This is a genomic window from Haloferax sp. s1 (assembly GCF_058382125.1).
In genome coordinates, this window is the sequence record NZ_JBZRPK010000710.1 from 1 (window position 1) to 20035 (window position 20035).

Annotated in this window: 22 protein-coding genes; 13 read left to right on the plus strand and 9 right to left on the minus strand. The window is 61.7% G+C overall.

Annotated elements, in window-relative coordinates:
* The 4 genes from hemA to QT222_RS19815 form a co-directional block, all read right to left on the minus strand.
* Nucleotides 1-1046, minus strand: a 1046-nt coding sequence (gene hemA, locus QT222_RS19800; RefSeq protein ID WP_491478151.1) for a glutamyl-tRNA reductase, incomplete at its 3' end; no start/stop codon positions are given.
* On the minus strand, nucleotides 1043-1690 hold the full coding sequence (locus tag QT222_RS19805) for a precorrin-2 dehydrogenase/sirohydrochlorin ferrochelatase family protein (protein ID WP_004059733.1): 648 nt from the start codon (nucleotides 1688-1690) through the stop codon (nucleotides 1043-1045). The genes QT222_RS19805 and hemA, both read right to left, overlap by 4 nt.
* 1 nt (nucleotide 1691) lies before the next feature.
* A complete protein-coding gene (gene ahbB / locus QT222_RS19810; RefSeq protein ID WP_491478152.1) occupies nucleotides 1692-2753 on the minus strand; it encodes a siroheme decarboxylase subunit beta in 1062 nt (353 codons plus the stop codon).
* Nucleotides 2754-2892: 139 nt separating this feature from the next.
* Nucleotides 2893-3291, minus strand: coding sequence for a DUF5778 family protein (locus tag QT222_RS19815; protein WP_004059735.1), 399 nt, complete (start codon nucleotides 3289-3291; stop codon nucleotides 2893-2895).
* 156 nt (nucleotides 3292-3447) lie between these two features.
* On the opposite strand from QT222_RS19815, the gene uppS reads away from it, so the two are divergent.
* Entirely contained in the window at nucleotides 3448-4377 is a 930-nt protein-coding gene (uppS, locus tag QT222_RS19820; RefSeq protein WP_004059736.1) for a polyprenyl diphosphate synthase, read from the plus strand.
* Nucleotides 4378-4423: 46 nt separating this feature from the next.
* Here uppS and QT222_RS19825 read toward each other — a convergent pair whose 3' ends face one another.
* Nucleotides 4424-5785 carry a serpin family protein gene (locus tag QT222_RS19825; protein ID WP_004059737.1) on the minus strand — a complete coding sequence of 454 codons (1362 nt, stop codon included), beginning with the start codon at nucleotides 5783-5785 and terminating at the stop codon, nucleotides 4424-4426.
* 123 nt (nucleotides 5786-5908) lie between these two features.
* Entirely contained in the window at nucleotides 5909-6517 is a 609-nt protein-coding gene (locus QT222_RS19830) for an undecaprenyl diphosphate synthase family protein (RefSeq protein ID WP_004059738.1), read from the minus strand.
* A 121-nt stretch (nucleotides 6518-6638) separates the two neighbouring features.
* On the opposite strand from QT222_RS19830, the gene QT222_RS19835 reads away from it, so the two are divergent.
* Both QT222_RS19835 and QT222_RS19840 read left to right on the plus strand, forming a co-directional pair.
* The gene (locus tag QT222_RS19835) at nucleotides 6639-7955 is read left to right on the plus strand and encodes a DUF92 domain-containing protein (protein ID WP_004059739.1); all 1317 of its coding nucleotides are present in this window, start codon (nucleotides 6639-6641) and stop codon (nucleotides 7953-7955) included.
* Nucleotides 7952-8350, plus strand: coding sequence for a GNAT family N-acetyltransferase (locus QT222_RS19840; protein ID WP_491478162.1), 399 nt, complete (start codon nucleotides 7952-7954; stop codon nucleotides 8348-8350). The genes QT222_RS19835 and QT222_RS19840 overlap by 4 nt, the downstream gene beginning before the upstream one ends.
* Before the next feature lie 13 nt (nucleotides 8351-8363).
* Here QT222_RS19840 and dnaG read toward each other — a convergent pair whose 3' ends face one another.
* On the minus strand, nucleotides 8364-9812 hold the full coding sequence (gene dnaG / locus QT222_RS19845) for a DNA primase DnaG (protein ID WP_491478153.1): 1449 nt from the start codon (nucleotides 9810-9812) through the stop codon (nucleotides 8364-8366).
* A 261-nt stretch (nucleotides 9813-10073) separates the two neighbouring features.
* The gene (locus tag QT222_RS19850; RefSeq protein ID WP_491478154.1) at nucleotides 10074-10817 is read right to left on the minus strand and encodes a sugar phosphate isomerase/epimerase family protein; all 744 of its coding nucleotides are present in this window, start codon (nucleotides 10815-10817) and stop codon (nucleotides 10074-10076) included.
* 169 nt (nucleotides 10818-10986) lie between these two features.
* Between QT222_RS19850 and QT222_RS19855 the strand changes: the two genes are divergently transcribed.
* From QT222_RS19855 to QT222_RS19890, 8 genes are all read left to right on the plus strand, one after another.
* Nucleotides 10987-11202: a DUF3311 domain-containing protein gene (locus QT222_RS19855; RefSeq protein ID WP_004059743.1), complete on the plus strand. Its 216-nt coding sequence runs from the start codon at nucleotides 10987-10989 to the stop codon at nucleotides 11200-11202.
* Nucleotides 11202-12701 carry a sodium:solute symporter family protein gene (locus tag QT222_RS19860; RefSeq protein WP_491478155.1) on the plus strand — a complete coding sequence of 500 codons (1500 nt, stop codon included), beginning with the start codon at nucleotides 11202-11204 and terminating at the stop codon, nucleotides 12699-12701. Before QT222_RS19855 ends, QT222_RS19860 begins: the two co-directional genes overlap by 1 nt.
* 77 nt (nucleotides 12702-12778) lie before the next feature.
* Nucleotides 12779-13063 carry an amphi-Trp domain-containing protein gene (locus tag QT222_RS19865; protein ID WP_004059745.1) on the plus strand — a complete coding sequence of 95 codons (285 nt, stop codon included), beginning with the start codon at nucleotides 12779-12781 and terminating at the stop codon, nucleotides 13061-13063.
* Nucleotides 13064-13142: 79 nt separating this feature from the next.
* Complete coding sequence (locus QT222_RS19870) at nucleotides 13143-13628, plus strand: GNAT family N-acetyltransferase (RefSeq protein WP_491478156.1); 486 nt, start codon at nucleotides 13143-13145, stop codon at nucleotides 13626-13628.
* A 99-nt stretch (nucleotides 13629-13727) separates the two neighbouring features.
* Nucleotides 13728-14525, plus strand: coding sequence for a YqcI/YcgG family protein (locus QT222_RS19875; RefSeq protein WP_491478157.1), 798 nt, complete (start codon nucleotides 13728-13730; stop codon nucleotides 14523-14525).
* On the plus strand, nucleotides 14525-15139 hold the full coding sequence (locus QT222_RS19880) for a cysteine hydrolase family protein (RefSeq protein WP_491478158.1): 615 nt from the start codon (nucleotides 14525-14527) through the stop codon (nucleotides 15137-15139). The genes QT222_RS19875 and QT222_RS19880 overlap by 1 nt, the downstream gene beginning before the upstream one ends.
* Before the next feature lie 65 nt (nucleotides 15140-15204).
* Complete coding sequence (locus QT222_RS19885; RefSeq protein ID WP_491478159.1) at nucleotides 15205-15591, plus strand: DUF7994 family protein; 387 nt, start codon at nucleotides 15205-15207, stop codon at nucleotides 15589-15591.
* Between the two features lie 171 nt (nucleotides 15592-15762).
* Nucleotides 15763-16875, plus strand: a complete 1113-nt coding sequence (locus tag QT222_RS19890) for a putative sulfate/molybdate transporter (protein WP_491478160.1) — start codon at nucleotides 15763-15765, stop codon at nucleotides 16873-16875.
* A gap of 54 nt (nucleotides 16876-16929) precedes the next feature.
* On the opposite strand, the gene QT222_RS19895 is transcribed toward QT222_RS19890, so the two are convergent.
* On the minus strand, nucleotides 16930-17121 hold the full coding sequence (locus QT222_RS19895; RefSeq protein WP_004059750.1) for a hypothetical protein: 192 nt from the start codon (nucleotides 17119-17121) through the stop codon (nucleotides 16930-16932).
* A 1184-nt stretch (nucleotides 17122-18305) separates the two neighbouring features.
* Between QT222_RS19895 and QT222_RS19900 the strand changes: the two genes are divergently transcribed.
* Nucleotides 18306-19232 (plus strand): HFX_2341 family transcriptional regulator, encoded by a 927-nt coding sequence (locus tag QT222_RS19900; RefSeq protein WP_004059751.1) that lies wholly within the window; start codon nucleotides 18306-18308, stop codon nucleotides 19230-19232.
* 503 nt (nucleotides 19233-19735) lie between these two features.
* The coding region (locus tag QT222_RS19905) for a hypothetical protein (protein WP_491478161.1) at nucleotides 19736-20035 on the plus strand (300 nt) is incomplete at its 3' end.

Below are 20035 nucleotides of genomic sequence, written 5' to 3' on the forward strand. Positions count from 1 at the left end.
CGCTTGACGTGCTCTGCGGCCTCGTACATCGAGCTAATGGCCTCGTCGGCCCGCTTGCGCTTGTAGGCGGCGAGCAGGCGGTCGAACTCCTCGTCTATCATGGCTTCGACCGCACGGGACGCACGTTCGCGGCGTTCGGCCGTTCGGTCGGTGACCGTCTCTAAGTCGTCGATGTCGCGGACGCTGATACCGTCGAGTTCGTCGGCGGCGGGGTCGACGTCGCGGGGTTGTGCGATATCGATGAGTATCGTCGTCTCGGCACCGGACAGATGCGTGGCGTCGACGACGTAGTCCGGACTGCTCGTCGCGGTGATGACGAGGTCTGCCTCGCCGAGCAAGTCGCTGATGTCGTCGAGTCCGGCAGCGGTGGTGACGCCGGGAACCTCACGAGCGAGGTGGACTGCGTGTGAGACGGTCCGGTTCGCCACCACCAATTCGCCGACATTGACGGACGCGAGCGCTTTCGTGGCGAGCGTCCCCATCTCACCGGCACCGATGACGAGGGCGGTGCTCGCACAGATTGGTTCGTCCAGTTCCGCCCGAGCGAGTCTGACGGCGGCGCTTCCGAGCGAGACCGCCCCCTCGTTGATTGCCGTCTCGTCGCGAGCGCGCTCGCCGACGTGGACCGCTTTCAGCAGGGCATCTTCGAGCATCGGGCCGATTGCGCCGAGTTCTCGGGCCGTCTCGATGCTGGATTTGACCTGCCCGAGAATCTGGTCTTCACCGAGGACGAGCGATTCGAGCCCCGCCGCCACGCGCATGAGGTGGCGAAGGCTCTCCTCGTGGTCCATGTGTCGAACGCTCCCGTCTCGGACGTCGGGAGCGAAATCGTCCAGCGCGCGACGGCCGTCGGTCGCGTCGTCGGTGACGACGTACGCTTCGGCCCGGTTACACGTCTGTAAGGAGAACGCCTCCGAGACGCCCTCGCAGGCGAGGAGTCGTTTGACGACCGTCTGTACGTCGTCACTCGAAGCGGATTCTATCTCTCGGACGGTAGCCCGGTCGTGGGCCACGCTCACACCAGAGATGACTCCTGCGTTTCTCATGAATCACCCCGCTGTGTGTTTCGTATCACGCGCGCTGCCTCTCGTCGGGGATTTGCATCGCCACTACGTAAAGCCTTCCAAACTGACGAATCCTGAACCACAGCGCGAATCGCATCACGGCGCTCGGACGGAGACCTGTCAGAATCCTTGAGTTCTTCGCGGAGGTCCGCGGTCAGCGCGGCCATCGCACCCGCTCCCTCAAGTTCGGTCTCGATACGCTCGCGGAGGTACTTCGACAGGGCCGGACTCGCCCCGCCGGTGGTGATTGCAACCGACACGGTGCCGTCTTCGACTGTCGCGGGGACGACCACGCTTCCAACCTCGCGCTCGCCGCTTCGGTCGGCTCGGTTGACCAGCGCGTCACAGTCACGCGCCGCCGCGACGATAGCGTCGTTCACCTCGGTATCGTCTGTCGCCGCGACGACGAGCGCCGGTTCGAACCGCTCGACCCAACTGGACACACCGTCGGCGGTCGGAGCCGCACGAATGAGTTCGGCGTCACCGAAATCCTGCTCGGCGAACTCGGGGCTGACGACGACGGTTCGGGTTTCGCGTGCGAACCGCCGGGCCTTTCGTGCGCCGACGGGGCCGCCGCCGAACACGAGGACAGTCTCACCGGACAGGTCGTGAATCAGTGGAATCATCTCACTCCGTGTTGGCGTCGGCGCGTTCGTCGAGTCTGATACCCGTCTTCTTCAGGATGCGCGTCGAAAACAGGGTGTCCCAGTCGTCGTCGCCGACCTGCCAGTAGTCGCTCATAACCTCGCGGACGCGTTCGATGCGGGCTTGGCTCTCTTCCTCTGAGCGACCGTGCGTCATCGCGAAGAAGTTGTACGGCCAGACACCCTCGTGTCGCGGTCGGCGGTAACAGTGCGTCACGAAGTCGAGTGAGGCGATTTCGGGACCGACCTCCATCACGAGGTCGTCGGGGACGTTCCAGACGGTCATCCCGTTTTCCGAGTAGCCGAGTGCGTAATGGTTCGGGATGACGCCGACGCGGCGCACCTTGCCCTCTAAATTGAATCGCTTGATGGTCTCGACGACCCACGCGGTATCCTGTTCAAGCGCCTCAGCCACGTCGGCGTAGGGCGTCTCCGTGATAGGCAGACCGCCCTGAATCTCCAAGACGAGGTCCCGTTCGTCGGGGGTCAGGGTTTGCTCGCCCGACGGTTCCACGTCGGGACCGAGATGCGAGCAGTCGAGGTCGCCGTCGGAAACGGGGCCGTCGAGGAGGAACTTCGCACCGACGTGGAATTCGTGGCGCTTGGGCATGTTGTACGTCTGCTGTCCAGTCTCCGACTCGATTTCGCCGAGCACCTCGTCGACTCGTGACTCCGAGGCGACCGATACGACGAACCACATGTTGAGATGGGGGTGTTCGCGCTCGTAGTTATGTGCGACTTCGCGGTGAGCGTTCACCTGTTCGGCTACCTCGTCAAACCGCTCCGGCGGCGCGTGCATGGCGACGAGCGTCGCCGTACCGCCGATTTCCTCGGCGTTGACGAGTGCACCGAAGCGCGAGAGGACACCCGATTCATCGAGCGCCTTGACTTGGTCACAGAGTTCCGTTTCGGTCACGTCCACCCCGCGCTCTCGGAGCGCGGCCGCGGCAGGTTCGAAGGGGTGTTTGACAACAGGAAAGCCACCTTGGAAGGCGTTGACGATGGCGCGGTCGAGACGAGAAAGGTCCGCGTCCGCCTGAATCATGGACGTGAATCAGGATGCAAGGGGAATAAACGACTCGCTTGTTCTCATATCCGCGAAACGGTCGGTACGGTCGCCGAGATATCGGTACGCCCTCGATTCGCTGCTGCTCGGACCCGAGCGCCGAGGGGAAAAAGTCTGGTCAGGGAACGGGCGTGACGCGGTCGATGTGTTCGAGCGCCGCCAATCCATCGACGATGGCGTCCTGATCCGCGATGGCCTCGTAGTAGAATACGAGGTCGAATGTGCCGTTTCGGATGAGCTGTTGGCACTCCCAGACGAATTCGTCGTCCTCGACAGACAGTCCCTGGAACTGGTTCGACGAGAAGTCCGTGTCGTCGTTACCGGCGTAAATCCACGCGTCGCCCTTGCCCGCGTGTTCGGCAATGACCTCGTTGATTTCGACGGTCAGCTCTTGCATCTCCAGGTCCTCGCGGCCGGAGAGGTCGGTGTGGACGATAGCTCCCACAAGCTCGATGTCGCCGGGTTCGAGCAGTGCAAGCGTTCGCTGGTAGAGGTCCTCGTCGATAGTTTCGCTCATGTCGGTGTCTTCTCGGGGAGATACAAACGGATGGCGATTTGTCGGTCGAACCCCCATCTAAACCGCCCGTCTATCGAGGGCTATGGTTCTCGTTCACGTACCCATGGGTCTCCGTAACCCACAAGACACATAGCCCCGGCATGCAACACACGGTACATGTTCGGGTGGGTCCGACGTGGATTTCGACGTGCGTACGAGCGTGTACTCTCTCGCGAGATTGGCGACGGACCGACCCACGTCGCCATCATTCAGGACGGGAATCGACGCTACGCTCGAAAGCACGGCGGCGACGCCCCGGACGGCCACCGTGCGGGTGCGCAAACGGCGGAGAACGTCCTGACTTGGTGTGAGGAACTCGGTATCGAGGAACTGACGCTGTATACCTTCTCGACCGAGAATTTCGACCGCCCGCCCCACGAACGCGAACCGCTTTTCGACCTTATCGAGGACAAACTGTACGAGTTCGCCGAATCCGACCGCGTCCACGACAGTGAGGTGGTCATCAGGGCCATCGGTGAGGTGGACATGCTCCCCGACCGCCTCCGCGAGGCCGTCGATTACGCGGAGTCGCGGACTGCCGACTACGACGGCTTTACGCTCAATGTCGCACTCGCGTACGGCGGGCGAGCGGAACTACTCGGGGCTGCCCGCGATGTCTGTCACGCAGTCGAGTCCGGTGAACTGTCTCCAGAGGATGTCGACGTGTCGGCGGTCGACCAGCGCCTCTCTCGAAAGCCCGTCCGCGACGTCGACCTCATCATCCGCACCGGCGGCGACGAACGAACTTCGAACTTTCTTCCGTGGCACGCAAACGGCAACGAGGCCGCGGTCTACTTCTGTGCACCCTACTGGCCGGAGTTTTCGCGGGTCGACCTGCTCCGCGGTATCCGAACCTACGAGTCGCGTGAGAAATCGTGGCAACGGACGCGGACCGAACGCGCCGTTACGCTCGTCCGGGCTGTTGCCGAAGTCGAATTAGCGGATGCGCGGGCCGTTGCGGGTCGACTCCGGAAGCAACTTCCCTCGTCGGGAGCCGACAAGGTGTCGGCCGAGTTGGCAAAGCGAAGCGACGAGATGGCGGACTAACCGGAACGAACGACCACCGATTCCGCGGCGCGAAGATTCTGCGGTGCTAGTTCTCGTCCTGTGCAGCGCCGGCATCGACGACCCGACCGTAGAACAGCACCGCGTCAGTCGGCTTGTCGCGGATACAGAACAGGAACGGGCGGTCGAACCGGAGTTCGTCCCACTGCGGCGGCAACGACTCCATCATAACCACGGCTGTCGAGGCCGCTGCCTCCGTCCCTTCCTCGTCGACGGATACGAACGTCTTGTGGTACACTTCGTCTATCATGAGGCCACTCTGGTCGCCTTCGACCATGCCGCTGAAGTCGGCACCCGAACCGAACGCAATGGGCATTCCGAGTTCGGAGAGTGCGTCCGAGAGTTGGACCTCCGTCTCGAACTCGAACCGAGGAAACACGAGCGTTCCTTGTGCCCGACTCAATTCTTGGAAAATGCCGAACAGGCGACTCGTATCGAGGTTCTGCTCGAACGACTCGAACTCACCTTCGTCGGGGAGCATGAGCACCATCGACACCTCCTCACCGATGTACGGGAGTTCGACAGCCTGCGCAGTAGGGAGGTCAGCGTAGTTTGCCTCCAGTTCTTGTTGCATGAGTGGAACCGTCGATTCGGTTCCGTCCAGCGCGGTGAAGATGCCGTCTTCGGTGTTCTTGGGGTCGAACTTGTGCAACCAACTGGCCATGAAGTAGATGGCGTTCGTGAGGACGAGGACGGTCTGTGGGGTGATGGCGTCCGCCGGAAGCAGGTCTTCGATTCGGTCTTCGGTCTGGTCGGCGACCCATTGGTTGATGCGCTTTCGCTCGCCGTCGGGGTCGTTGGTGAAGTCCGCCTCTCGGAGTCCGCTCCCGTAATTCTCCTCCAGCACCGAGAGGTACTCGTCGGAAAACGGGTACCCCTCTTGCCCCCACAGCGCGTTTGCGACGGCCAACTGGAAGGCATCGACCTCCTCGTCCTCTACTCTATTCTTCGCCGTCTCCCGAGATTCGAGGGCGGCTTGCAGGTCGGAAAATGCCGGGTGAACCTCGTCACCGAGCGTGTAGCGCAACGTCTCCTCCATCTGCGTGCGGGTCTCGCCGCGGGCACCGGCGTAGGTCATCGCCAGTGCGACCGAGATGCTGTACGGCGAGAGGAACTGATTGCCGCCGTCCTTGGCCGCGAGATGGGAATGCAGGTCGAGTGCGAACTCGGCGTTTCCAGCCGCCAGAGCAGCGAGTTGCTCGTTGTCGACAGTTGGCTCACCAGTCGGTGGCTCTCCGTCCGGTGTCTCGGTTGGCGTTTCCGTCGGCGTGTCTGTGGAGGGTGTTTCGTCTGTCTCGGTCTCTGTCTGCGACCCGTCACCGCCAGCGCAACCCGCAAGGCTCGCGGCGGCGAGTGCGCCCGACAGCGCCAGTATCTCACGGCGATTCATACGAAACCATTCAATTGGCTAACAATGTGCTTTCTGTTAAGTCAACGTGCTCTTTGTGTTATCGAGAAACGCGATTCGGTCGGAAAGCAGCAGGAGTTGATGTCCGTCGATGCGTGATTCGGGCTATCGACCAAACCGCCGCTGTCTGTCCTGATAGTCACGCAACGCACGCAAGTAGTCCCGTTTCCGGAAGTCCCGCCAGTTCACGTCGGTGAAGTACAGTTCGGCGTACACGGACTGCCAAATCATGAAGTCAGACAGGCGCTCTGCCCCCGTCTTGACCACGAAATCGGGTTCGTCGGGGAACACGAGTCGTTCTTCGATGTCCTCGGAGTCGATATCCTTGGGGTCGATTTCTCCGGCATCGACTTCCTCGGCGAGCGACCGGACGACGGCGGCGAACTCGCGCTTGCCGCCGAGACCGATATTGACCTGTACGGGGGCGTCGGCGCGCTCGGTATCGCCGGGTTCTCGGACCTCGATTTCGGCGGGCGAATCGATGTCGCGGAGTTCGCGGGCGAGCGTCGGAACGACTGCCTCGTCGAGGACGCTCACGGAGATGGTAACGCGTTCGCTCCCGAACTCGAACGCCCAGCGAATGAACGCTTCGAGCGTGTCGTAGGCACCCTGTTCCAGCAGGTCGCGCTCGGTGATGACGAGCGCGACGTGTTCGGGTGCTGCAGCGTCGTCGAGGCGGAACCGGAGGGCAAGGTAGTAGTCGTACAGTCCCACGCCGTCTCGTCTTTCGCCGGTTCCCCTAACGCTTCGGGTTCGACGCGCCGGGGTGTGGGCGCGATTGTCGGGGGTCTCTGATGTCGGGAGGGTTAAGTGCGAGTCGGGGATACCGAACGGTGTGACTTCCACACTACGGCGAGCGGGTGGGTTCGCGGTCGTCGGGACGTTGGCCCTCGCGGCCCCCAGTCTCGGTACGGCCGCCTTCGCGCCCTTCGCCGCAGTCGCGCTCTTGGCGGCCTTCGTCATCGACGACGGCCCCCTCTTCGAGCTGTTCGCGCGACCCGGTGACAGGGAAGACGGCCGCCTCAACGGGCTGGCTGGATTCGCCCTCGCCGCGACCGGACTGGCGCTGTTAGCGACTGTCCCCCGGGTCAAGATGCCGCTCACGGTGTTCGTTGCAGCCGTGTTACTACTCGCATACGGCAACCTCGGGGCACGACTGGTGGAGTCGACGACGGACGACGAGTTCCTTCGCTCGGCCGGGTTCGTCACCGCCGCGGTACTGGCCGGAACGGCCGGACAAGTGGTTATCGTGGTACTGACGGGTGAACTGAATCAGGTTCAGATTTCCCAGTTCACGTTCCTCGCCGCGCTGGGCGGACTCGTCGCCACACTGCTCCGAACCACCCTCTACGAGCGTGACGACCCGCTCGTCATGCTCTCTGTCGGCCTCTCACTGTGGGGGTTCAACGCGATTGCCGGGCCGATTTCACCGACACAGACTGCCGTCTCGTTTGCCTTTACGATTGCAATCGGGTATGCCGCCTACGCGCTCGGCACGGCCTCCATTGCTGGCGTTATTACGGGCGTACTGCTTTTGCTCCTCACTATCGGCTTCGGCGGATTCGGGTGGGCTGTCGTCCTCGTCTCGTTCTTCGGTGTCGGCGCGCTCGCAACCAAGTTCAAGTACGACCAGAAGGCCGAACGCGGCGTCGCAGAAGGGAATGACGGCGCTCGTGGCACGGGGAACGTCCTCGGTAACGCGGCGGTCGCACTCGTCTCGGTTATCGGCTATGCTACGACACAGACGCTCGGACACTCGCTCGGAACCGACCTGTTCGTCCTCGCGTTTGCCGGGTCCGTCGCCGCCGCGATGAGCGACACACTCTCCAGCGAAATCGGTGGCCTGTTCGATAACCCACGGCTTATCACGTCGTTCAAACCGGTTCCGCCGGGTACCGACGGTGGGGTCACGTGGCAGGGTGAAGTCGCTGGTATCGTCGGGTCGGCGCTTATCGCGGGCGTCGCTTCGGTGTTGCTTCCGCTCTCGACCACGGGCGCGGTTGCGGTTCTCGCGGGCGGTATCATCGGCATGACGGTCGACAGTCTCCTCGGTGCGACCGTCGAGGGTGCTGGACTCGGCAATCAGGCGGTCAACTTCCTCGCAACCCTTGCTGGCGCGCTGGGTGCGCTCGCCGTGTGGATTCCGCTGTGACCGTTCGGCGCGGCCGCCTCGATGACGAACACGCTGTCGAATCGCTCCAGCGTCTCATCTCGCATCCGTCACCAGCCCTCCTCGACGCGTGGCCGGCGGTCGGTATGCTCTTCGTTTCTGTCGACGACTGCGACCGGCCGGTCGGCTATCTCCTCGGTGTTGGCACCCACTTGACCGAACTCGCGGTTTCCGTCGATGCCCGACGGGAGGGGCGTGCGACTGCGTTGCTCGAGGCGTACCGTGCGGCACGGTCGGATGCGCCGCTCACGGTGTTAGTTCATCCGGAAAACGACGGTGCTCGGGCATGCTACGAAACACTCGGGTTCCACCGTGATGACCGAATTTCCGGTGCGTTCGGCAGCGACGACGGAATACGACTCGTTCTGACGCCTTAGGTATCGTTGGCTCTTAGTCTAGCAGTTGACTGGCAGTCCTGACGCGGACGCTGACTGGTTTTTTCACGTACTCTCCGGTCGAGCGAGCAACGATATCTCCAACACCCTGTTGGGCCGCGATATCGACGAGTTTCTGACTCGCCTCGCCGTCGATAACGACGAAAGCCGGGACTGGTTCGGTGTACTCTATCGTGTCGTAAATCTTCTCGACGGCGACTTCGTCGATGAGTCCGAGGTCCGAATCGAGCAGGCGAGCCAAGCCGCTTTCGTCGTCGACAATCTCACGGACGTGGTCTGAGAGCGACCGTGTCTCCGGTACAGCGTCGACTGTCTCGGCGACGGTTTCGACTTCCGCCGTGAACACGTCAGAACCTGCGCCTGCATCGGTGCCGGTGTTTCCGTCTCCTTCGTCGCCTGTATCGATACGCTCCCCCGAACCGACGCTGTCGTCCGTGTCGATACCGGCGTCAACGTCCGCAGTTTTTTCGACGGTGACGGCACTGCCGGTGTTGGAACTCGTCTCGGTGGCCGCGTCGGTGGGGTCGTCCGCGGTTGGAGTCGACGACGCGTCGTCAGTCGTCGGCGACTCCGTGTGAGGGTCCGGTGGAACTTCCCCTGTCTCGTTGGCAGCAGCAACGGCGGCCCGGAATTCGCTGTCGTCGGGGAGCGATGCCAAGGCGACTTTGTTCCGAAGCGACCGGATGACTGCACTGCGGTCGAGGTCTTCGACGGACTGCCCCTCGGGTGCGAACGCGACGTAGTCTACGTCGCCGACTTGCGCGAGTTCGCGGAGGATGAGTTCGCCGCCGCGGTCGCCGTCGAGAAACGTCGTGACGGTCCGCTCTTGGGTGAGTCCGGCCACCTCGTCTGGGATGTTGGTCCCCTCGACGGCGATGGCGTTTTTGATACCGTATCGAAGCAGCGTCAGCACGTCGGCACGGCCTTCGACGACGATGATGGCGTCCGAGTCGGTGACGCGAGGACCGGCCGGAAGCCCGTGATACTCGGAGATGTCTTCGACGCGGACGCTTTCTTTGACCTCTTCGAGGATTTCCGACGAGGTCATCACGGTGTCGTCGAACGATTCCGAGAGCAGTTCTTTGGCGCGTTCGACGACCATCCGGCGTTTGGCCTCCCGAACGTCTTCGATGTTCGTAACTTCGATGACCGCCTGACACGGGCCGACGCGGGTCAGCGTCTCCAGTGAGGCCGCGAGAATCGCCGTCTCGACCTTATCGAGACTGCTCGCGATGGTCATTTGGCCAAACGAGTGGCCGTTTTCCGAGTCTATCTGTACGTCTATCCGACCGACCTTCGAGGACTGTTGGAGGTCACGGAGGTCGAGGTCGTCGCCGAGGAGGCCCTCGGTCTGGCCGAAGATGGCCCCGACCACGTCGCTCCGTTCGACGACTCCGTCGGCGGAGATGGAAGCGTGAATGAGATATTTTGCAGTGTCGTCCATTGGTGAATTCCCCCCACGGGGGGTGATGATGGGGTGATTGTGATGGCGTCATGGGCGTGACCCACGAACGTCTTTATATAAGTTGTCCCCGAGGGAAATATCTATCGTGGCCGACGATTCGAACGTGCTACATCGGTCATTCACTGACGCTAACAGCCGTCACGCTTCACCATTCCACACGACTTTCCGTGCCGTTGTTCTGGTTAGATAGTTGTCAATCCACCGCCGAGTCTTGCTGTTGCTCTTCCATCCGATTCGCTGTCACTTCTCGGTTCGGAAGGTCGCAATGGCACTCCCTGCGGATTCACAGAACGTGGCCGGGTCGTCGGGGTCGTCGTGTTCGACGATACCCCACTCGACGAACTCGGTTCCGGCGGCCGCGAGGCAGCGCTCGATATCGAGTTCGCCTTCGCCGAGCGCGACAGGCCGACCGCCGCGTTCGGCGTCGGGGTCGAGGACGACATCTTTCAGGTGGATAATGGGTGTCCGGTCGGCGTAGCGGGCGACGTATTCGGCGGGGTCGTAGCCGGCGGCCAGTATCCATGCAAGGTCGAGTTCGAATCCGATACCGGAGTGTGCTGCCACCCTGTCGAGCACAGGTTCGCCCGCAACCGTCCTGAATTCGTGCTCGTGATTGTGATACAGCAGTCTGACCCCTCGGTCGTCGCACTTCGCCGTCAAGTCGTCTAACCGATGCGCTGTTTCGTCGACCGTGTCGGCGTCCGCGAAGGCTTCGGGTGGGAGATACGGAACGACGAGTGTCTCCACGCCGAGTCTCCCATATCGCTCGCAGACGGCGTCGAGGTCGGATTCGAGGTCCTCGATTGGGACGTGGGCGGCGGGTGCTTCGAGACCCGTCTCGTCGAGCACCGCGCGAACGGACTCGTCCTCGTCGACGCCCGCGAACTCGACACCGTCGAAGCCGGCGGCGGCGGCGCGTTTCATCATCGACGGCGTCGACTCGCCGAGCGCCCGGAGCGAGTACAACTGCAACCCGAACTTCATACGCTACAAAGACGGGTGCACCGCTGGAAATTGTTCCGCCGGTGCGGTCACTGGCGAATCGTCGCGGCCGGAACGCCGCCGCCCATTGAAGAAAATTAGTCTTCAATTCGCCGCAACGAAGATTAATAGGGTAACCTTTACGTCTAATTGTCGATTATCGTTCCTACGAATGACGAGCACGCGCATCGACTATCGCTGGATTGCGACGTTCGCGGTCCTCGTGGCGTTCGCCATCCCGTGGTTTCTCTGGGGCGACGACCGGGTGTTTGCTGGGCTTCCGCTGTGGCTCTGGTGGCACATCGGCTGGATGATTCTGACGGCCATCGTCTTTCACCTGTTCACGCGGCAGGCGTGGGACCGTGGCATCATCGGAGGGACGCAGTGATGGTGTCTCAACTCGAAATCCAACTCGGCGTCGTCGGGGCGTACCTGGTGGTCGCACTCGCTGTCGGGTTACTCGCCTACCGTCTCACCAGTAGGGACGCTGAAGACTACTACCTCGCCGGACGGTCCGTCGGGACCGTCGTCCTCCTCTTTACGACGTTTGCGACGCTCCTGTCGGCGTTTACGTTCTTCGGCGGGCCGGACCTCGCCTTCCGGGCAGGTCCGGAGTGGATTCTCGTGATGGGCGTCATGGACGGCGTTCTCTTCGCGATTCTCTGGTGCGTCGTCGGCTACAAGCAGTGGCTCGTCGGGAAGGCCCACGGCTACGTTACCCTCGGCGAGATGCTCGGCGACCGCTTCGGCTCGAAGCGCCTCCGCGCCCTCGTCGCGGGTCTCAGTCTCTTCTGGCTGTTCCCGTACGTGATGCTCCAGCAGATGGGTGCCGGTGAGGCTATCGTCGGCCTCACAAACGGTATCGTCCCGTACTGGGCCGGTGCCGCCGGAATCACGGTTTTCATGATTGTCTACGTCGTTATCGCGGGGCTGCGCGGTGTCGCGTGGACCGACACGCTTCAGGGGCTGTTCATGCTCGGCGTCGTGTGGCTCGCGGTCGGCTGGGTCGCGACCGCGGCCGGCGGTCCCTCGGCGCTCTCGAACGCGCTCGCAACGAACAAGCCCGAGTTTCTCGCCCTCGGCGGCGGGCTGTACTCGCCGCAGTTCATCATCTCGTCGGCCGTCACCATCGCCTTCGGCGTGGCGATGTTCCCGCAGATTAACCAGCGCTTTTTCGTCGCCAAATCGGGCGCGGTCCTCAAGCGCTCGTTTGCCCTGTGGCCCGTCCTCGTCGTCCTGCTTTTCGTCCCCGCGTTCATTCTCGGCACGTGGGCCGCCGGTCTCGGCATCTCCGTACCCGAAGGTGCGAACGTCCTTCCTGTCCTGCTCAACGAGTACACGCCGGTATGGTTCGCCGCCCTCGTCGTCGCCGGTGCGATGGCCGCGATGATGTCGTCGTCGGACTCGATGCTGCTTTCGGGGTCGTCGTACTTCACCCGCGACCTCTACCGCCCGTTCGTCAACCCGTCGGCGACCGACGCCCGCGAGGCGTGGATTGCCCGCATCGGCGTCGCGCTCTTTGCGACCCTGACCTTCGTTGCGAGCCTGTTCCGCCCCGGCACGCTCGTCGAAGTCGGTGACACCGCCTTCGGCGGCTTCGCCCAGATGGCACTGCCGGTTATCGTCGCGCTCTACTGGGCCAAGACCACGCGCTCGGGCATGTTCGCCGGTATCCTCGGTGGACAGGTGTTCTACCTCGCACACGTCTTCATCCCCGCGGTCGAAGTCGGGTCGATGACGGTCTTCGGTGCGACCTACCTCACGTGGGACTACGCCCTCTGGGGAATGGTCCTCTCGGCCGTCCTCACTGTCGGTGTTTCCGCGCTCACTGTCGCCGCACCCGAGGAGAACCAGCACCGGTTCACTGAGGGCCTGCGAGCGGACTGACGCCATCCGTTTCGTCTCACAGGTATCTTTCTATTACCGAGACGAAGCTTATCCCCTTGCGTGCCCAATGCCTGATTGTGCCTGAAGAAGTCCTATTCAAATCCGAGAGCCGACAGACGAGAACCGAAATCGCGACATACCTCCGAACCGTCGCCGATAAACTCGACGCCGGCGAGTCGATTACGCTGAAGACCGGCGACCAGACGGTGACGATGGAACCACCGGCTTCCCCGACGTTCGAGGTGAAAGCCGAACGCGAAGGCCCCGCCAACGGTCCCGGCGAGCTGAGCATCGAGTTCGAACTCGAATGGGACGAAGACGGCGGCGATGGGGGCGAATCCGGAAGTCTGGAAATCGAGTAACCGAGGACAGAAGCGACCGAATACTCACCGCTTTTTAAGAAGATAATCTTTTGACAACACTGGGTGTTGTCGGTGACACATGGAGATTCGACCGCTTCACGCCGCCGACGTACCTGCACTCGTCGACGACCTGTGGTTCCCATTCGCGGAGGAGATGGGCGATATCGACCCGCACGATTCGCTGGCTGACGATGTGGACGTTCGCTCTGAAGCCATCCAGTACCGGCGGAACCAACTCGGCGACGAAGACGTACAGACGTTTGTCGCGGTCGACGACGAGAGTGAGAGGCAGAGTCTCGCTGGGTACACGACAGTCTCGTACTCCGAGGCACCGTCGGTGTTCGCCCGCAACTCGGTTGCGAAGGTGAAAGACCTCTACGTCGCTCCCGAGGCACGGGGCGACGGTCTCGGGACGGCACTGCTGGAGCGGGCACACGAGTGGGGCCGCGAGCGTGGATGCGAACAAGCCGCCCTGAGCGTCCACGCCCGCAACGACGTTGCACAGTCGTGTTACGAGGAACTGGGTTACGAGACACGATACGTGAAGATGGACCGCCCGCTGTGAACGGACGCTTCCTCTCGTATTGACCCTCCGTTTTGTTTCGAGAGGGCCATTCGGCCCTCAAACCCGAACCCTCAAACCTCCGCACTCCAACCCCCGCGCATGAACGAGCCGGGTCACCAGGTGCTCATGGAGCAGGACGTGCTTCGTCGCCGTCTCGACGACGGCACCCTGCCCGAATGGGCGGAACAGCACTACGAGACGTTCCGCGAGACGATGCTCGGCGACCACGATGGTGCGCCGTTCCCGTGTTACTTTGGCATCGACTCCGAGCGAAACGGCGACGCGCTGTACACGTTCGTCGATTCGATGACCGACAAGGACGCCCTGCTGGCGCTTCGGGACACCCTCCTCGAATACATCGACGTGTACCGAGAGTACTCCGAGCAGTGTTCGCTCGTCACGTTCTTCAAACCACCCGCGGAGGAGTTGACCGAAGCCGACTACCACGAACACCTCTGGCACATTCTCCAGTTCCTCCACGTCAACGACCCGGAGCCGTGGCCCGAGGGCATCCCGACCGACCCCGACGACCCGAAGTGGGAGTTCTCCTTCGGCGGCGAACCGATGTTCCCGACGACGCGTGCTCCCTTCTACGACGAGCGGATGAGTCGCTACTGCCCGTGGGGCCTCGAAATCACGTTCCAACCACGGGCGCTGTTCGACGGCATCACCGCCGACACCGAGGCCGGACAGAAAGCACGCAACGTCATTCAGAATCGCATCGAGGAGTACGACGGCGTCTGTCCCCACGCCGAACTCGGTGACTGGGGCGTCGAGGGCGACCGCGAGTGGCCGCAGTACATGTTCTCGTCGGACGAGTCGCAAGCACCCGACGAGTGCCCGATTCGAATCTCCCGCGAGCACCCGAAAGTGCCGGTGGCTCCGGCGGACGACTAATGACCGACGATAACGCCACACCGACGCGTACGCTCGAACTCCCGGCCGACGCCGTTCTCGACCTTCCCGACGACACCGCTCTCGTCTGTATCGACATGCAGGTCGGCTTCGACGACCCCGCGTGGGGCGACCGAAACAACCCCGGGATGGAAGCCCGCGTTTCGGACCTCCTCGCGGCGTGGCGCGAGACCGACCGCCCGGTCGTCCACGTCCGCCACGACTCCACGGAACCGGACTCACCCCTTCGAAGCGACGGCGAGGGATTCGGCTGGAAACCCGAATCCGAGCCCGTCGGCGACGAACCGACGTTCACGAAACACGTCAACAGCGGCTTCATCGGCACCGACCTCGAAGCGTGGCTCCGCGAGCGCGACTACGACACGCTCGTCATCTGCGGTCTCACGACCGACCACTGCGTCTCGACGACGACGCGGATGGCCGAAAACCTCGGCTTCGGCGTGTATCTCCCCGCCGACGCGACGGCGACGTTCGACCGCGAGGGACACGACGGCCAGTCGTACACGGCCGACGAGATGCACCGGACCGCGCTAGCGCACCTACACGGGGAATTCGCGACTATCGTCGAGTCGGCGGCGCTGTTGCCGACGCGGTAATCCGACGCCCGCGGCCGCTCCTGATTTGTCGATATTTTTTCATGCCTGTCGAGAATAGCATCCGTATGAAGCGACGATTTCTCTTCGGTCTCGGCGTGTTCGACCTCCTCATCCTCGCCGTGCTGATAGTACTATTCGGTCCTCCCGACCACCTTCGTCAGGTGGGTTGGATGGCTGGGTTCGCCATTGGGGGTCTCCTCCTCATCTTCGCCGGACTGCGCGACTCGCTCGCCATCGGCTCGAAATCTCTCGAATGGCACGCCGTCGCGGGGATTGGCTACATCTGCTTCGCCATCGGCATGCTCGTAATGACTGCTCCGAGACCCGGCGGGTCCCGCGAAGCCCTATTTTTCGATGTGTTTGCGATGGTGACGATGGTCTCGATGATGCTCTTCATCGGCGTCGATTTCCTCCGCGGCGGCGTCCACTTAGATATCTCGAAATGGGGGTGAGTTAGACGTTCGTGAAGGCGTTGTCGACCTGTGATTGCACGGCTTTCAGGCCCTGAGATTGGTGTCGGCGTCTGACCAGTGCGTAACTATATCTGATTTCTCTCGACCGAATATGTACCATGGTACAATTACGCAAATGCATTTCAGCTTTCCCACGAAATCTGATTCGAGATGGGAGTCTCGTTTCCGTACCGCGATAAGCTCGCAGTCGATTTCGCGTGGAACGAGTTCACCGGCGCGGTGGGTGATTCGGTCACGGTCCTCCCAATTGTCGTTGCGGTCGCCCGCCTGACGGACCTCTCGTTGGCCCTCGTTCTCGTCTGGTTCGGCGTCTTTCAGGTCGTGTGGGGGCTCTACTACGCGGCCCCGCTGTCGGTCGAACCGATGAAGGCGCTGGCCGCGCTCGTCCTCGCGGAGTCGGTCACGGCGGGCGAGGCGCTCCTCGCGGGCGTGCTTCTCGGCGTCGTCCTCCTCGGCATCGGTCGGACAAACTCGCTGGGTCGCGTGAGTCGGTATATCGGCGACCCGGTCGTCCGCGGCGTCCAGTTCGGCGTCGCCCTCGTCCTGCTCACGACCGGTCTCCGACTCGGATTGGGTGACCTTCGACTGGCCGGTCTCGCGGTCGTCGTCGCGTTGCTCGCGGTCGTGGGTCGCCGCCGCAACCTGAGCGCGCTCGCGGTTCTCGCGGTCGGCGGTGTGGTCGCCCTCACCCACGTCGGAATTCCGTCGCCGACGCTTCCGTCCGTAGGCAGTTTTGCTCTCTTCAGAACCGTCGAATTCACCGCGCCCGCACTAGAGGCGGCGGGTGCCCAGTTGGCCATGACCGTCGGCAACGCCGCGCTTGCAACCTCAGTCCTCTTGGCCGACTACTTCAACCGCGATATTTCGGCCGACGAACTCGCCTCCAGCATGGGTGTGATGAACCTCGTCGCCGTCCCGTTCGGCGGCTTTCCCATGTGCCACGGCAGCGGCGGCGTCGCCGGAAAGTACGCCTTCGGCGCTCGAACCGCGGGCGCGAACGTCGTTCTCGGCGTGGGCTACGTGCTCGTCGCCCTCTTCGCCGTGGACGTTGTCGCCGCGTTTCCCGTGGCGATGCTCGGCGTCGTACTGGCGATTATCGGCGTGCAGTTGGGTCGGACGAGTTTGGTTCGGGCGGAGGGGTACGCGTTCGTGGTTGGTGTGGGCGTGGTTGGGGTCGTGGTGAATCTTGGAGTGGCGTTTGTGGTTGGGGTTGGGGTTTGGGCGGTGTGGGAGTGGGTTGGTAGCCGAGGGGGTCGCGACTGACGTTGCTGATGGCCGCTAACCAACCCGTGGTAACCCACTCAGTGGAGCAGACGCCTACTGCTTCGCTAATTCGTCTTTCTTCGTGTAGACGATTAGTGTCAAGACCACACCGAATGCGGTCGTCAACAGGCGGAGTTGGATGAGACTGACGCTGGTAGAGAGCTTCGTGAGTGCGGCCACGAAGACAGCACCAAACAGGAGACACGGGAGGATGATGTACACTGTGAGTGCCTTGTTTCGTTCCATGGGTGACCTGAACTAGTGTAAGCGAAAAAATCATTCCCTCGTGAGCATCTATGGGCTCGTTCGAAGCGTCATTTGCCACCCGTCAGTCTGGCCCTTTTACAACTACATCGACCACAACCGCGAAGATGCGACCGACGAACACGGAGTGATTCCACTGCTAACCACCCAATTCGGACGAATCTCTAAGTCTACGATTCGAGAAACCAGGTATCGGTGGACTCACCCCCGTCAACTCAACGGGGGTCACTGTCTCCATGGTCGGGACATGGATGATTGCCAAGCAGTTAGGGAGAAGACTACGCACCATCCATCTCAGCGAGAGCATCTAATTCTACCCCTATTGATAGCCAACGATTAACATGAAGAAGGGAGCTTATAGCTACCATGGTGCACGCGGAATTCAGTGACGGGTCCCAACAATGGCAGACCATATTTTCGACAGACGAACAGTACTGAAAACAATCGGAGCAGGTGTAGCAGGGGGGACCACGCTTGTAGGGACAGCAACCGCCGGCGATACTGGGAATAATAGGCGACAAGACACGTTCGCGTGGGGGCAGAACACCCTCTTTGAAATGCTGGAATCGGAGCCACACCCGGGGAGTAAAGATAATGAAGGAAACGAAGCGGCCCACAGACCGCTTTGGTTAATCAAACCCATGACTGATACGGGCGTAGATGGAAGTGAGCATAGCCCACATCCAGCCCCACTTCCATTTGATATCGACCACGTCGTTCCGTTAGATGGACCTTCGTTCACTGCTCAGTGGCACGTTCATTTTGTCGTGGAGGAAGGGGGTAAACCCCCGGAGGATTTGGTCAGAACAGACCAAAATGGAGACTATCTAACCAGCGCCAGCCGCATTCAGAACGCGACTAACGTAGACATCATCCCAACCGACGTGGTGTTCACCTGTCCAATCCGACCCCACAAGCACAATGGGCGGAAGTAACTCCCCGACGGGTTTCTCACTCATCGCCCCGCTAACCACAGACTCCCCATCAGCCCCCGGGGCGTAGGGTGAGATTCAGGGGAGAATTATCTTCACCTGCCAAACGATTATAACATTCGGCCCTGCGGTTCTTGTGAAGCCCGCGACGGGAGAGGTGCGAACATGGGCAATGTACAATTGAACGGTATGCTACTTGAGGGGATTAATAAACGTTCCCACGGAGTATAGCGTATGCAGACGCACATCGTTCCCGTCGGGTTCGACTACGACCGACTCATCGCGCCACTCATCCGCGACCAGTTGGACGTTGACCGCGTCATCCTCCTCGAAGGCGCTATCGGGAGCGAAGCGAACGTCGAGTACTCGCGGAACCTGTCGGGGAAACTCGGCAAGGACTTCCAGAACCTCCTCGGCGCGGAGACCGAGCAGGTCATCGTCGACGACGTGTACGACTACGACGCCGCATTCGAGCAGGCCTACGACCTCATCAACGCCGAACTCGACGCCGACGACGAACTCCGCGGGGACGACGAGGAACCGGGTGAGGTGTGGGTCAACGTGAGCGCGATGCCACGGCCCGTCTCCTTTGCCTTCGCAACCGCCGCGCACTCCATCATGGTCGAACGGCAGGCCGACCGAGACCGCATCCACACCTACTACACGGCCCCCGAGAAGTATCTGGAGACCGAACTCGCCGAGGAACTCCGAACCGGCCGCGACCTGCTGGAGGATATTCTCGAATCCGGTGAAATCGACGCCGACCGAATCCGCGAACGCCTCGACGTCGCCTCGGACCTCCTCTCGGAATTCGACGAGCGCGGGACGACCATCGGCGCGAAGGAAATCGACGGTCGGCACATCGTCGAACTGCCCGTCGCCTCCTTTTCCAACGTCAAGCCGTTCGAGGAAGTCATCCTGTTCAAACTCGGCGAACACGGCGAGTTCGGGTCCGTCTCGGAACTCGCGGAGGCGCTCGCCCGCGAGATGAACGAGGAGTACACCGATTCTTTCCGCTCGAAGGTCATCTACAACGTGGACCGTCTCGGCCCCGGCGGGAAGGGCTACATCGAGCAGGAAGAACGAGGGAAGTCCTACCGGACGCGACTCTCCCGTATCGGCGAGTTGTGGGTCCGCGCCCACGCGGACAGCGAGGAGTGAGTCGAATCTGTCGTTTTCGAGGCGATTGAGAAAGAATCGTCACTCTCTCAGGTCGGTACGGCCGATTACAAATCAGTCGCTTCGGGAGCCGAAATCGGTCGCTATCGGTCTCAGTGACGGAACGCTTTCAAGCAAACAAGCGCCACAAAAGATGTTCTCCCCGAAGCAACGACTCAACGGACTGTTCACTCATATCAAGCGGATAAAGACACTCTCTGGAGCGGAACAGGAATCGTTGATTTCTGAAGTGGTATCTCTCGTCGAAATTCTCGAACGAGGTATTGAGGCAGGCGTCAAGACGTAGTCGGCGACCACCCGAACCTTGCTAGCGCTGAGTAATGAGCAAGCATATGGAAAAGCCATCACGGCGGTGGATTCTCAGGATCATCTCTCTCTTGACAGCCAGTAGCCTTGCTGGTTGTGTGGCTGGTTCGGGGCGAACCCTTTCCTGTTCCAGTATGTCTGCAGTCTTAACTCTACAGTCACGGGTTACTCTCGTTAAGGTGCCATTCGATCAAGGAGCTGCAGCGAGGGATGTCGAAAGGGCTCTCGAAGAACGCGGCTACACTGCCACTGCCACCGTCGATTATGCGTATGGGTCGTCGGACACGCGTACAATCGAAGTCAGAGGTCACATCAACCAAAGCGAACTCGAGGAAATCATTTCTGAGCAGGGCCTGACCACTCTCTCGATTGAGACCTACACAACCGACGGAGGTTCGCTCTCTGATATCGATGGGTCGTCCAGTTGGCCTTGGGAAACACCACTCCTAGTCCAACGTGTCGAAGCACTCCACGAAGCC

What these genes read in the sequence shown, in the direction of transcription:
- QT222_RS19805 (WP_004059733.1), bottom strand. Translation starts at nt 1,690, where the DNA reads ATGATTCCACTGATTCACGACCTGTCCGGTGAGACTGTCCTCGTGTTC.
- ahbB (WP_491478152.1), bottom strand. Translation starts at nt 2,753, where the DNA reads ATGATTCAGGCGGACGCGGACCTTTCTCGTCTCGACCGCGCCATCGTC.
- QT222_RS19815 (WP_004059735.1), bottom strand. Translation starts at nt 3,291, where the DNA reads ATGAGCGAAACTATCGACGAGGACCTCTACCAGCGAACGCTTGCACTG.
- uppS (WP_004059736.1), top strand. Translation starts at nt 3,448, where the DNA reads ATGTTCGGGTGGGTCCGACGTGGATTTCGACGTGCGTACGAGCGTGTA.
- QT222_RS19825 (WP_004059737.1), bottom strand. Translation starts at nt 5,785, where the DNA reads ATGAATCGCCGTGAGATACTGGCGCTGTCGGGCGCACTCGCCGCCGCG.
- dnaG (WP_491478153.1), bottom strand. Translation starts at nt 9,812, where the DNA reads ATGGACGACACTGCAAAATATCTCATTCACGCTTCCATCTCCGCCGAC.
- QT222_RS19850 (WP_491478154.1), bottom strand. Translation starts at nt 10,817, where the DNA reads ATGAAGTTCGGGTTGCAGTTGTACTCGCTCCGGGCGCTCGGCGAGTCG.
- QT222_RS19855 (WP_004059743.1), top strand. Translation starts at nt 10,987, where the DNA reads ATGACGAGCACGCGCATCGACTATCGCTGGATTGCGACGTTCGCGGTC.
- QT222_RS19860 (WP_491478155.1), top strand. Translation starts at nt 11,202, where the DNA reads ATGGTGTCTCAACTCGAAATCCAACTCGGCGTCGTCGGGGCGTACCTG.
- QT222_RS19870 (WP_491478156.1), top strand. Translation starts at nt 13,143, where the DNA reads ATGGAGATTCGACCGCTTCACGCCGCCGACGTACCTGCACTCGTCGAC.
- QT222_RS19875 (WP_491478157.1), top strand. Translation starts at nt 13,728, where the DNA reads ATGAACGAGCCGGGTCACCAGGTGCTCATGGAGCAGGACGTGCTTCGT.
- QT222_RS19880 (WP_491478158.1), top strand. Translation starts at nt 14,525, where the DNA reads ATGACCGACGATAACGCCACACCGACGCGTACGCTCGAACTCCCGGCC.
- QT222_RS19885 (WP_491478159.1), top strand. Translation starts at nt 15,205, where the DNA reads ATGAAGCGACGATTTCTCTTCGGTCTCGGCGTGTTCGACCTCCTCATC.
- QT222_RS19890 (WP_491478160.1), top strand. Translation starts at nt 15,763, where the DNA reads ATGGGAGTCTCGTTTCCGTACCGCGATAAGCTCGCAGTCGATTTCGCG.
- QT222_RS19895 (WP_004059750.1), bottom strand. Translation starts at nt 17,121, where the DNA reads ATGGAACGAAACAAGGCACTCACAGTGTACATCATCCTCCCGTGTCTC.
- QT222_RS19900 (WP_004059751.1), top strand. Translation starts at nt 18,306, where the DNA reads ATGCAGACGCACATCGTTCCCGTCGGGTTCGACTACGACCGACTCATC.